Source organism: Campylobacter concisus, assembly GCF_002913765.1.
Lineage (GTDB): Bacteria > Campylobacterota > Campylobacteria > Campylobacterales > Campylobacteraceae > Campylobacter_A > Campylobacter_A concisus_BB.
The window spans coordinates 117,344-129,745 of record NZ_PPCH01000014.1 but is presented as its reverse complement, the minus strand read 5'-3'; the positions used below and the strand labels follow the sequence as shown (position 1 = coordinate 129,745).

General features: G+C 38.5%; 10 protein-coding genes. 7 read left to right on the top strand and 3 right to left on the bottom strand.

What is annotated here, in order from left to right:
* The first annotated feature begins 84 nt into the window (after positions 1 to 84).
* The 5 genes from der (at position 85) to CYO89_RS04340 (ending at position 3,931) form a co-directional block, all read left to right on the top strand.
* Positions 85 to 1,473 carry a ribosome biogenesis GTPase Der gene (der, locus tag CYO89_RS04355; RefSeq protein ID WP_087581768.1) on the top strand — a complete coding sequence of 463 codons (1,389 nt, stop codon included), beginning with the start codon at positions 85 to 87 and terminating at the stop codon, positions 1,471 to 1,473.
* Positions 1,454 to 1,975 (top strand): shikimate kinase, encoded by a 522-nt coding sequence (locus CYO89_RS04350; protein WP_021090653.1) that lies wholly within the window; start codon positions 1,454 to 1,456, stop codon positions 1,973 to 1,975. Before der ends, CYO89_RS04350 begins: the two co-directional genes overlap by 20 nt.
* Positions 1,976 to 1,982: 7 nt before the next feature.
* Positions 1,983 to 2,132 carry a hypothetical protein gene (locus CYO89_RS10350; protein ID WP_181001882.1) on the top strand — a complete coding sequence of 50 codons (150 nt, stop codon included), beginning with the start codon at positions 1,983 to 1,985 and terminating at the stop codon, positions 2,130 to 2,132.
* A gap of 384 nt (positions 2,133 to 2,516) precedes the next feature.
* On the top strand, positions 2,517 to 3,482 hold the full coding sequence (trpS, locus tag CYO89_RS04345; RefSeq protein ID WP_103597268.1) for a tryptophan--tRNA ligase: 966 nt from the start codon (positions 2,517 to 2,519) through the stop codon (positions 3,480 to 3,482).
* A gap of 8 nt (positions 3,483 to 3,490) precedes the next feature.
* On the top strand, positions 3,491 to 3,931 hold the full coding sequence (locus tag CYO89_RS04340) for a copper resistance protein CopD (RefSeq protein WP_103597267.1): 441 nt from the start codon (positions 3,491 to 3,493) through the stop codon (positions 3,929 to 3,931).
* 26 nt (positions 3,932 to 3,957) lie between these two features.
* On the opposite strand, the gene CYO89_RS04335 is transcribed toward CYO89_RS04340, so the two are convergent.
* From CYO89_RS04335 to CYO89_RS04325, 3 genes are read right to left on the bottom strand one after another with little or no spacing between them, the layout of a single operon-like run.
* The gene (locus tag CYO89_RS04335) at positions 3,958 to 6,714 is read right to left on the bottom strand and encodes a type III restriction-modification system endonuclease (RefSeq protein WP_103597266.1); all 2,757 of its coding nucleotides are present in this window, start codon (positions 6,712 to 6,714) and stop codon (positions 3,958 to 3,960) included.
* A gap of 1 nt (position 6,715) precedes the next feature.
* Positions 6,716 to 7,138, bottom strand: coding sequence for a hypothetical protein (locus tag CYO89_RS10345; RefSeq protein WP_181001884.1), 423 nt, complete (start codon positions 7,136 to 7,138; stop codon positions 6,716 to 6,718).
* 25 nt (positions 7,139 to 7,163) lie between these two features.
* Positions 7,164 to 8,702: a site-specific DNA-methyltransferase gene (locus CYO89_RS04325; RefSeq protein ID WP_103597264.1), complete on the bottom strand. Its 1,539-nt coding sequence runs from the start codon at positions 8,700 to 8,702 to the stop codon at positions 7,164 to 7,166.
* 79 nt (positions 8,703 to 8,781) lie between these two features.
* Here CYO89_RS04325 and serS point away from each other — a divergent pair, with 79 nt between their 5' ends.
* Both serS and CYO89_RS04315 read left to right on the top strand, forming a co-directional pair.
* Positions 8,782 to 10,026: a serine--tRNA ligase gene (gene serS / locus CYO89_RS04320; protein ID WP_103597263.1), complete on the top strand. Its 1,245-nt coding sequence runs from the start codon at positions 8,782 to 8,784 to the stop codon at positions 10,024 to 10,026.
* Positions 10,026 to 12,392 carry a tetratricopeptide repeat protein gene (locus CYO89_RS04315; protein ID WP_103597262.1) on the top strand — a complete coding sequence of 789 codons (2,367 nt, stop codon included), beginning with the start codon at positions 10,026 to 10,028 and terminating at the stop codon, positions 12,390 to 12,392. The genes serS and CYO89_RS04315 overlap by 1 nt, the downstream gene beginning before the upstream one ends.
* Positions 12,393 to 12,402 lie beyond the last annotated feature (10 nt).

Here is a 12,402-nt window from a genome sequence, read left to right as displayed (position 1 = left end):
TTTATTTCGGCGCTTTTAAGCGTAATTTTATACTTTATATAAGAGAAAAATTTGTATAATCAGCCATCATAAAAAGGACAAAATTTGCAAAAAGTAATATTAGTAGGCAAGCCAAATGTCGGCAAAAGCTCACTTTTCAACCGCTTAGCAAGAAGACGCATCGCCATAACAAGCGACGTTAGCGGCACTACAAGAGATACAAACAAAGCTAAGATCGAAGTTGAGGGCAAAGAGTGTATATTAATCGACAGCGGCGGGCTTGATGATAGCAGCGAGCTTTTTAAAAACGTAAAAGCAAAGACCTTAGCAGAGGCTAAAAACTCAGACGTTATCCTCTACATGGTCGATGGCAAAATGATGCCAGATGACGAGGATAGAGCCATTTTTTACGAGCTTAGCAAGCTAAATTTACCAATCGCTCTAGTCATCAACAAAATCGACAGCAAAAAAGACGAGCAAAGAGAGTGGGAATTTGTAAGTTTTGGCGCAAAAAACTCATTTGGCATTTCAGTAAGTCACAACACCGGCGTCGACGAGCTTAGCATCTGGCTAGCAAAGCACTTAGAAGCGAAAGTGCAGATAAAGGCCGATACGAGCGATGATTTTGATGATTTTTTAGAAAACTATAACGACGAGGGCGAGCTAAGCGACGAGATAGACTATGAGAGCAAAAACATCAGAGTTGGCATCATAGGCCGCGTAAATGTCGGCAAAAGCTCACTTCTAAACGCTCTTGTAAAAGAGAGTCGCGCCGTCGTTAGCGACGTGGCAGGCACTACGATCGACCCAGTAAATGAAATTTACGAGCATGATGGCAGGGTTTTTGAGTTTGTCGATACTGCTGGTATCAGAAAGCGTGGCAAGATCGAGGGCATCGAGAGATACGCGCTAAATAGAACTGAGAAAATTTTAGAAGAGACAGACGTAGCGCTACTTGTGCTTGATAGCTCTGAGCCACTAACAGAGCTTGACGAGCGTATCGCTGGTATCGCTTCGAAATTTGAGCTTGGCGTCATCATCGTGCTAAACAAATGGGACAAAAGCAGCGAAGAATTTGACGAGCTTTGCAAAGAGATAAAAGATAGGTTTAAATTTCTCTCATACGCTCCGATCATCAGCGTCTCAGCACTTGGCGGCAAAAGAGTGCATAAAATTTACCCGCTCATAGTTGAAATTTACAAAAACTACACCCAAAAAATCCAAACTTCAAAGCTAAATGAAGTGATCGGCGAAGCGACCAAGGCGCACCCACTGCCACGCGACAAAGGCAGGGTCGTGAAAATTTACTACGCAGTGCAGTTTAAAACAGCGCCTATAATGATAGCGCTCATAATGAACCGCCCAAAATGCCTGCACTTTAGCTACAAGCGCTACCTGACAAACAAGCTTAGAGAGAGCTTTAGTCTAGCTGGCGTGCCTATCGTGCTAATCCCTAAAAAACGTGGAGAGAGTGATGAAGACAAAGAACAATAATATCGTTTTGATAGGGTTTATGGGCGTTGGCAAGGGCACAACCGCAAGAGCGCTAAGCAAGGCGCTAAAGACGATGAACCTTGACTGCGACGACTTGCTAGAGAGCTCACAAAATATGAAGATAAAGGCTATCTTTGATGAATTTGGCGAAGAGCATTTTAGGCAGCTTGAAAAAGATCTAGCCAAATTTCTAGCCACAAATGTCAAAAATGCGATCATCTCGACAGGTGGGGGCTTTGCAAAGGTTAAAAATTTAAACAAAATAGGCACCGTGATCTATCTAAAAGCAAGCTTTGATGCGATCATGCAAAGGCTAAAAAATAGCAAAAATAGCGAGAAAAAACTCGCTAAACGCCCACTTTTAAGTGACCTAAAAAAGGCCGAGGCACTTCATCTGGAGCGAGAAAAGCTCTATGAGAAAAAGGCTGATTATATCGTTGAAGTGGAGGGCAAAACTCCAAAGCAGATCGTAAAAGAGATAAGGATACTTTTAAAAGTTTAGTTGCAAAGTGGCGAGGGCTGCTTGCAACTATAAATTTCAAGATCAGGCTAGATGGCTGTCTGGCGTGGTGTTTAAATTTGACATGTTTGAGCCAAATTTAACGTTTTGTAGTGAGAAATTTTGGCAAAATTTTGAGATGAATTTTGCTTCTCTTTGATAGAGCGTTAAAGTGGCAAATATTGTACAGTCAAATTTTAAGACCAAGCTAGACGCATAAAGTCTAACGTGATGTTAGAATTTAAACGGTTTGGCGAAGAGTTTTTTGTTTAGGCGAGGCGAAATTTTGTTTTTAAGTGAGGGCTAGCAAGCTAAATTTTAAGATTAGACTAGATAAAAATATCTACCCTGATGTTAAAATTTAAAAAGCATTTTGGCGAAGTGTTTTGAGATGATTTTTGCTTCACTTGTTCGCAACGCTAAAGCGACGAGAGTTGTGCAGAAATTTTAAGCCGAGGCTAGACATATAGTCTGCCGAAAGCTTAAAATTTCAAATCTCTATCAAAAGCGCTCGCGAGAAAAAGCCAAAATTTGAAAGGATAAGATGAGAGTATTAACCGGCCTCCAACCCTCCGGCAAACTACACCTTGGCAACTATTTTGCCTCGATAAAGCAGATGGTTGATATGCAAGAAAAAAACGAGATGTTTATGTTTATAGCAAACTACCATGCGATGACCAGCCTTAGCGATGGCAAAGCGCTAAAGCAAAACACCTTTGACGCTGCGTGTGCCTTTTTAGCGCTTGGGATCGACCCAGACAAGAGCATTTTCTGGGTGCAAAGCGACGTAAAAGACGTGCTTGAACTTTACTGGGTGCTAAGCCAGCATACGCCTATGGGGCTACTTGAGCGCGCGCACAGCTACAAAGACAAGGTCGCAAAAGGCCTTAGCTCGCACCACGGACTCTTTAGCTATCCAGTTTTGATGGCGGCTGATATCTTGCTTTATAACGCGCAGGTCGTGCCTGTGGGCAAGGACCAGATCCAGCACGTGGAGATCGCGCGTGATATCGCGATCAAATTTAACAACGAACATGGTGAGATTTTTACACTGCCTGAGGCAAAGATCGATGAAAACGTCGCTACCGTGCCTGGCACAAATGGCGAAAAGATGAGCAAAAGCTACGGCAACACTATCGATATCTTCGCGGACGCCAAGACGCTTAAAAAGCAAATTTCAAGCATCGTGACTGATGGCACGCCGCTTGAAGAGCCAAAGCAGTGGCAAAACTGCAACGTCTATAATATCGCAAAGCTCTTCTTAGACGAGAGCGGCCAGCGCGACTTGCAGGCTAGATATGAGCGTGGAGGAGAAGGTCACGGGCACTTTAAAGCCTATCTAAACGAGCTTGTTTGGGACTATTTTAAAGATGCAAGAGAGAAATTTGAGCACTATCAAAACAACCCTGACGAGGTGGCTAAAATTTTAGATCTAGGCGCTAAAAAAGCCCAAAATGTAGCTCACACAACGATAAAAAAAGTGCGTGAAGCGGTTGGAATTTACAGATAAGGAAAAATATGCAAAATTTATATCCCTACGCGCAGATAATTCACCTTTTTTGTGCGATCATTTTTGTTGGTTATCTATTTTTTGATGTGATCATATTAAGAGCGGCGAGCAAAAAGATGCCGCCAGAGCTTGCTCAAAAGGCAAAGCAAGCCATCGGCTCAGTAGCTGTTAAAATCATGCCTATTTGCGTGCTACTTTTAGTTTTAACTGGTGGCATGATGATGAGTAGCTTAGTCGGCAGCAAGGCTGGAGGCTACTTTGAGACAAATTTACAGATCACTTTTATGATCAAATTTTGCTTAGCGATGGTGATCGTGGCTGCGGTGATAATAAATTTAAGCTGCAAATTTATATTTAAGCGCCCTAGCCCACTTGGCAACATCCACCCTATCGCACTTACGCTTGCGGTAGCGATCGTCTTGCTTGCAAAAGTTATGTTTATAGTTTAAATTTAGAGGCTAATTTTGCCTCTAAATCATAAAGACTTTTTTATAACTTCTAAGATTTTTTCATTTTCAAATTGCGTTTCAAACTTCACGTCAAAACCACTATTGCTAAAGAGCTCTTGTGCATGCTTAATCTTTTGTTTCTCACTTAACGCAAGTTCGCTTTTAGGTTTGTTTTTTGTTTCTATGATGAAATTTAGTCTACTTTTACCATCTTTTTTATTTATTATATAAGCAAAATCTGGCGAATACGTACCACCACCTGCTACTGGAATTTTTATCGAATTCTTTGGAATTTTTGTAAAGACAACCACCTCTGAGATCTCCTCAACGATATTTTCTTTCTCAAGCTCTGAGTCATAAAATATCTCATCAAATAAATACTCTTTTGCGGTTTCTCCTTTAATACTTTGCACTCCAAGATCTTTAGCGCTTACGTCTTTTACATCTCCTTTTTCATCTGTAAATTTTGTTGGATGCACACTACTTTCTACTTTTTTATAAGAGATACTAAATTTGCTTATCGCATTTTCAAGTAAGTAGCGATTAAATTCATTTTTTAAGATATATATCGTAGATAAATTTAAATAATTTTTTATATCTACTTCTTCACACTTTTTAAATGCAATATGCAACGTATCTAATCTCACACATATCACGTCACTCAATTTCACTAAAAATTCTTTATAAGTCAGTGTATTTATAGGCTCTATCTTATCTTCTACGCTACTTATATTTACGACGCTCATACCGCCTTTTGTAGCATTCACGCCAAATCTTTGCACCTCAAGCCCACTTGGTTTAAATATATCTTTTCTATCATATAAAAAATCACTAAAAATTTTGCCAAATTCGCTCTCATCTTTTATCATATATTCTAAGATCGCTCGCTCGTTTAGCCTCTCCCAAAGCTCTTTTAACTCAGCAAACATAGCGGGTCTTATCTTCACACCATTTTTCTTATCTTCCATATTTCTTATCTTTTGCGATAAATCTCTACTGCCTAAAGAATACATCTCTTTAAATTTTTCATATCCACCTTCTAAAAATTTATTACTTCTGTTAATAGCACATTCTTCATCAAGTCTTTTTAAAATTTCATCTTTACTTATGCCAAATTTCAAAGCCACAAGCCTTATCGTATCTTCAGTAAGTTCTTCTTTATTTATCTCAGTTTCAACACTTTCATTTATCTCGTTTATCAAACTATTTGCAAAGTCCTTTTCTTTAAAATCAACAATGTAGTTAAGCATAAATTTATCATCTTTTACACGAGCCATATACTCATTTACAGGCAGTCTTAACCCACGTCCTACTTCTTGTAACTTACTTGTATTTGAGCCACTACTTCTTAGTTTGCAGATAGTAAATACATTTGGATTATCCCAGCCTTCACGTAAAGTCCATTTTGAAAATATAAAACGTCTTGTGTTGTCTAAACTTAGCAAGCTCTCTTTATCGTGCAAAATTTCATCTATCTCTTTTTGTATCTTCTCATCTTTATCATCATTATCTTTTGAGAAGTATCCACCATGAGTTAAAGGAAGATCGTCAAGCGATTTTTTTAAATAATCTTTATAAAATCCAGGCTCTTCTTCTTTATAAATTTGCTCCATTTTTAATTTTATAAGCTTTTCAAATTCAGCTCTAAATTCTCCTTTTTCCTCGCGGTAGCTATCTATATCATTTATAAAAAATAGTGCGAGTGGTTTTATGCGAGGAGATCTCTTCATCAGCTCACGCTCATTTTTAAAGTGTGCATCTACAGCAACTTCTAACATCTTTTGTTGAAGCGTCTGTGAGTAGCTAAAAGGATTTATTTCATCCCCTCTTTTCATCTCTAAGCCGTTATTTAATAATATGATTTTTGTATTTAGCTTTTCTATCTTGATGCCTCTTAAATTTTCATCTATTAACTCCAGATCATCGCCCTTACCAAGATTATAAAACTTGCTTTTTCTATCGGCTTTACGCTCGAATTTGGCGATCGCTCCGTCCGTCGATACCAGCCTTACGCTTACATCAGCTGCCTCGTCAAATTTAGCTACATAAACCTCAACACCTTTTACTAGATCCGCATTAAAAGCATCAAGTGCATTTAACTCATAAATTTTATTTTCAAACTCTTTAAAAGTAGCGCCGTATCTAAATGTAAGTTGAGCGTTAAATTTCTTCAAATTTTCCCACGTTTTATTTTCTTTATCAAATTTATGTGGCTCGTCTATTATCAAAATAGGTCTTGTATATGAGATAGCCTTAAAAGGATTTGATATCTCATCAAAAAGAGTTACGTCAAATTCTTTTTGCAGCGTTTGAGAGTTTATCATGCCTTGATTTATCACAAGCACGTGTATAGCATTATTTTCACTAGCTCTTGCATACTCGCTTATCGCACTTGGCATACGCTCTTTTTTATCGTTTTGCTTTGCGCTCTCGACTAGATAAATTTTGATATTTTTAGAGTAGATATCTCTAAAATGCTCTCTAGTCGCCTCCGAGTTCAAAAAGCTCATCGTTCCAGCTTTTATAGAAAGTGTCGGCACTGCGATTATAAATTTAAAAACACCTGCAATTTTATTTAGCTCAAACATCATTTTTGTAAATGTATATGTTTTGCCAGTACCAGTTTGCATACAGATGTCAAAAACCTTATTTTTACTTTCTATTAGAGGATTTTGCTCCGCGTTTATACTCTTTTTTATCTCACATCCAACCAAAGCATCCATAACCGCATTTATTGCTTCATTTTGATGAGGCAAATCTTTTTCGTAATTAAATCCAGCCATTTTAATGCCTTACAATTAAGCTTATTTGCAAATTCTTTTTATTTGCATAATTTTTAATAGCTTCGTCTAGCTCACGCCATCTCGTGCTTTCAAAACTAGGCTCGTAAATTACTATTTTTTCAGGCGCAAATTCTTTATCGCTATCTATTTTCTCAACCAAAGCTTTTAAATTTTTACCATTAAAATTTTCATTTATAAGATATAGCTTTTTCTGTGCGTAATACGCCTCATATCCTCCCAAATCTACTATTTTTAGCTCATCTGTTAGTTTTATGCCATCATAAGCTGTAAATGTAGTTAAAAGTGCAGTTAAATCATCTTTTGAAAGCTCATTTTTAGGAAATAAATTCGGCTCTTTCGTATCAGAGTCACCGTCTAAATACTTATCTAAATATGATTTTAAAAGTGGAACGGTCGAAAAGATTTTAAATTTAAGCCGCGCATCGTCTTCAGAGAGAGAGAGAGAGAGAGAGAGAGAGAGAGAGAGATTGCGCTACGCGCAAGATACGCTCTTTTGTTATGTCAAAGATAGTTGGATTTTTACTTTTTAGCTCATTTTTACAAAAATCATAAGCTACTTTACTATTTCTTTCATCTATCTTTTCATCAAGCTGAACTAATATAAATTTACGGTTACCACCGTCTTCTAAATTTTGAGCCATAACAGCGTGAGCGGTCGTGCCAGAGCCAGCAAAGAAGTCTAGGATAATATCAGTATCGCTCGTAGTTTGATAAATTAAAAATTTTAATAAACCTGTATTTTTCGGATAATTAAACAAGTTTTTTATTTTAAAAATATCTTGTAATTCCTTGGTCGAATTATCGTTAGAATATTTACTGTTAATAAATTCAAGACTTGAAATGGCTTTTGTTCTTTCAAAAAACTCAATTTTATATGGTTTTTTCTTAGAAATTTTGGCTTTAAAGTATGTTTTTGTATAAATCCTGTTATTTATAATCTCGATAAACCCATTTTCAAGTCCAAACTTAAATTTATCTTTGCTCCAACGCCAAACCCAATCTAGACTACCATGATTACCATTTTTCCTTTCTTGAAATGAATTAAAATCGCTACCAGCATAGAATTTTTTACCATCTATATCTATTTCATAATCCATTGTTTTACTATATTGCAATGAGTTATAATCTAGTGTTTGGTTCGTTTTATAGCCACCACGCTCTTTAAAAAATTCGTCTTGTTTAAAATAATCTTCTTCATTAACTTCATTTTGTTTTAGAGTCATTGTTTTTGCATAACAAAAAAGCCAATCATTATTTTTTGCTATTTCGTTAGTTGATTTTCCTTGAACTTTTGTAATCCTAGGACAACAAGCCACAAAATTCTCTTCTCCAAAAATTTCATCACATAAAATTTTAAGCTGTGCTTGTTCATTGTCGTCAATGCTTATAAATATCACGCCGTCATCGCGAAGTAGCTCCCTGGCAATATAAAGACGCGGATAGATAAAACTTAACCACGCAGAGTGTGAATTTGAACCTTTTGCAGTAAATTCAAGCACTCGCTTGGCCTCTTCTTGTGAGATGCCGGCGAGACTAGAGAGTTCATCGACACTAAATTTTCTATCATCTTTATACACAAATCCATCACCACCTGTATTGTAAGGCGGATCGATGTAGATCATCTTAATACTTTCAAAATAAGCATTTTTAAGATGTTTTAATACTTCAAGGTTGTCGCCCTTTATGAGTAAATTTTGTGCATTTTCGTTTTTAGAATTATGATCGATATCTGGCATTAAAAGCGTTTTGGGATTTAAATTAGCCATTAATCTCGCATAAGATTTGCCTAAAAATTTTAACTCAAAACCCTCTTTTTTGATATTTTCTACACCTAAAATTTGACTTAACGTTTCAATGTCAAATTTACCACTTTTATCAAAGCATTGTGGAAAATTTTGTTTTAAAATTGCCAACTGCTTGCTATTTGCTGTAATATTTTTATTATCAAAAATATCTTGCGTCCGCATTGTGCCTCCTTTAAGTTTTAGTCAAAATTATACTAATATTCGCTAAAATGTGCCCTAAATTCAATAAGGATAAGAAGCGATGATAAATTTAAAACTACTTGAGACAAACTACGATGAATTCGTAAAAAAACTAGAGGGCAAAAACGTTAAAGCTAGCTTGCTAGACGAGCTTTTGCAAACTTTTAACGAGCTAAAGCAAAAGCGCAAAGCACTTGAAAATTTCCAAGCGATCCAAAACGCAAAGAGCAAGGAGCTTGGCGTAAAGGCAAGGGCTGGCGAAGATGTGAGCGAGCTTAAGAGTGAGCTAAATTTAAACAAAGCTGCCCTTGCTGACGCTGATGAGATCGTTAAACAATATGAAGAAAAGCTTGAGCAAATTTCATTTAGCGTGCCAAATATCACTGACGATGATGTGCCATTTGGCAAGGACGAGGACGATAACGTCTGCATAAAAACAGTGCTAGAGCCAACTAAATTTGACTTTAAGCCAAAGGAGCACTGGGAGCTAGGCGAGAGTCTTGGCTGGCTTGACTTTGAAAGAGGCGCAAAACTCTCAGGATCTCGCTTTACCGTGCTTCGCGGCATGGGAGCAAGGCTTAGTAGAGCGCTTGTTAATTACATGATCGACTTTAACAGCGCGCGCGGCTTTGAGCTTGTAAATGTCCCCTATCTAGTAAGCTCAAACACACTTTTTGGCACAGGTCAGCTGCCTAAATTTGAAGAGGATCTTTATAAAGTGCGCGACGAGGACCTCTACCTCATCCCAACAAGCGAAGTGCCTGTGACAAATTTATACAATGACACCATTATTGAAGCCGAGCAGTTACCTATAAAGATGACTTGCTACTCAGCATGCTTCCGCCAAGAGGCAGGCTCAGCAGGACGTGACACGAGGGGCATGATACGCCAGCACCAGTTTGAAAAGGTCGAGCTTGTAAGCATCACAAAACCTGATCAAAGCGAGGGCGTGCTTGCTGAGATGATATCTTGCGCGAGCGACCTACTAACTAGCCTTGGACTGCCTCACCGCCACATGCTTCTTTGCAGCGGCGATCTAGGCTTTAGCGCAGCAAAGACAGTCGATCTTGAGGTCTGGCTACCAGGTCAGGGCAAATACCGCGAGATAAGCTCTATCTCTAACACTCGTGATTTTCAAGCAAGAAGAGCGAAAATTCGCTTTAAAGATGGCAAGAAAAATATGCTTGTAAATACCCTAAATGGTTCAAGCTTGGCAGTTGGCAGGACGCTAATAGCGATAATGGAAAACTACCAAAAGGCTGATGGCACTATCGAAATTCCAGAAGTTCTTAAAAGGTATATATAGTGGCTGATGACGAGGTTGTAGTTCTAAAACCACCTGGCGAGCAAGCAGAGCAAGCGCCTGAAGAGACAAAAGCCGAGGCGCCTGAAGAGATCGTCTCGCTTGAGAGCATCGCAAGTGACGGCGTGCTACAAGATGAGAGCATCCCAGAGCCAATCCCTGTAAAAAAAAGCAAGAAAAAGCTCTTTATCATCATCGGTGCGGCTGCTTTGGTGCTTGTCATATTGATCACTGTTTTGCTAATTGTTTTGCTAAAAAAAGATAAAAAAGAAGAGATAGACACTACAGCTATCGTAAAAAATATAGAAAACAACTACCAAACGCAAAATTTTGGCGCTTCAAAGATCGATGAGATGATAAACAAGGCCAACCAGCTCTACGAGCGTGGCAATAAATTTGAAGCGTTAAAAATTTATGAAAACATAGCTGTTTATAACCAGTCACTTTCAAACTACAACCTAGGCGTTTCGCAGATGAAACAAGAAAAATGTGACGAGGCGATCATCTCGTTTAATAAGGCGATAACTGACCGCGAAAACACCGCAGTGAGCGCCATAAACGCCGCTGTTTGCTCACTTGAGCTAAATAACACCAAAAATTTCAACTACTACATAGGGCTTGCGGACTCCTTTTTGCAGTATGAAAACAGCTCGCCACTTTACAGCTACTACTATGCACTGGTTAATTATTACAAGGGTAATTACTACGAGGCATTGCAAGCTCTCTCGCACCCTAGCACAGAGGACTACAAGGGCGAGTATGCCTACTTGAGCGCCAAAATTTTATCGCTTCTTGGAGATGACGAGAGAGCCATAGCTAAGCTTGAGGGACAAAAGGCGTTTAAGGCTGACTTTACACTAGCGCAGCTCTACGCAAGGCTTGGCAAATACGACAAGGCAAGGGACTATCTAACAAAGGCTTCTAAAAATACGCCAAATATCGATCTTATCAAGATGACTGAGGCGCTAATCGATCTAAAAACTGCTGATTATGGCGATGCGGCGGCATTTATCAAAGACGTTTATGACTACAATGCCTCGATGCCAAGTAAAATTTACAAGATAAAGACCATCCTAAAGCCAGATCTTTTTGACGTTAGCCTAGCTCAGGCGCACTTTAGCGACGATATGTTTTTTGATAGGACAAGACGCTACGAGACGCTCTTTTACTTCGCACCTTACAAGGTTTTTGACGCGAAACAGAGCATCGAGCAGATAAGAAAAGGTGGGGTTAGCGTCTTTTTAGATGACACCTCAGCGGCAAATGACTACCTTAGCCAAAGTGCCGCCGCCTCAAAGGTCAATGCCAAACTTAGCGAAGCCATCGCAAAGGCACTTAACTACCGCTTAAAAGAGGCAAACAAGGACTTTGAAGAGCTTGCCAAAGCCTATCCAAACCACTCGATCTTGCAGTATAACCTAGCTCTTAGCTACGCTCAGCTTGGGAATTTTAGCCTTGCTGCAAAGCACTTTATAGCAAGCTACCATCAGGACGTAAATAACCACCTCTCTGGCATCTTTGGGGCGATCTGCATGGATATAAATAGAAATTTAAATCCAAAACTAGTTGAAGAGATCGGAGAAAATTTAGAAAACGACAAAAGCCTAAAGCCTGTAAATTTATACGCCTCACTTCTAAGTCTAGTTAGTGGCAACCAAAGTGCGATGATAAGGTGGCTTGAGGAGCCAAAAGAGCCTACAACGCTAAATTTGGCCTTTGATATCATCATCGCTAAAATCTCAAACAACGATGAACTAATGTCAAAAAAAGCTGATGAGCTTATGAAAATCTTGCCAAATGATATCATCGCAAATATCTTAAATTTCATCTCTAAAAACAAAGATCAAAACGTCAAAGAGTATGCAAAAGCGATACAAATTTACTTCATCGATAAAAATCTCGATTCAAATGCTTTCTACCACGGCGCTGACATCATCAAAAAGCAATACATCAAACTACTTCAGATCTCAGGCCTGCTAACAAGGGAGCGCGATAAGCTAAGAGCCGAGCTAAAGAGCGCGCCAAAAAATATAAATTTGATCCAAACTCTAGCCTACGTGGATATCTTTACAAACGACTTTGATGAGAGCTATAAGCTTTATAATGAGGTCATAGACGAGTTTAAGATAAATGACGCTGGCACGCTCTTTTTAGCGAGTGTGGCTGCGACTGGAGCGAATAAAATCACAAATGCAATCGCACTTTTAGAGCTTACAAAGCTAAATGATCCAAGTGCTGTTGAAAACAGAGCTGCCCTTGGCTTTATGTATCAGCAAATCGATAACATAAAAGCCGCTCTTATACAATACAGCAAAGTAGGAAACGTAGGATATAACAACGAATTTTATGATTTTATGATAGATAACTAGAAAATTTAAA

Excerpts from the sequence above, each read along its gene's own strand:
- CYO89_RS04340 (WP_103597267.1), top strand. The coding sequence starts at position 3,491 with ATGCAAAATTTATATCCCTACGCGCAGATAATTCACCTTTTTTGTGCG.
- serS (WP_103597263.1), top strand. The coding sequence starts at position 8,782 with ATGATAAATTTAAAACTACTTGAGACAAACTACGATGAATTCGTAAAA.
- CYO89_RS04335 (WP_103597266.1), bottom strand. The coding sequence starts at position 6,714 with ATGGCTGGATTTAATTACGAAAAAGATTTGCCTCATCAAAATGAAGCA.
- trpS (WP_103597268.1), top strand. The coding sequence starts at position 2,517 with ATGAGAGTATTAACCGGCCTCCAACCCTCCGGCAAACTACACCTTGGC.
- CYO89_RS04325 (WP_103597264.1), bottom strand. The coding sequence starts at position 8,702 with ATGCGGACGCAAGATATTTTTGATAATAAAAATATTACAGCAAATAGC.
- CYO89_RS04350 (WP_021090653.1), top strand. The coding sequence starts at position 1,454 with ATGAAGACAAAGAACAATAATATCGTTTTGATAGGGTTTATGGGCGTT.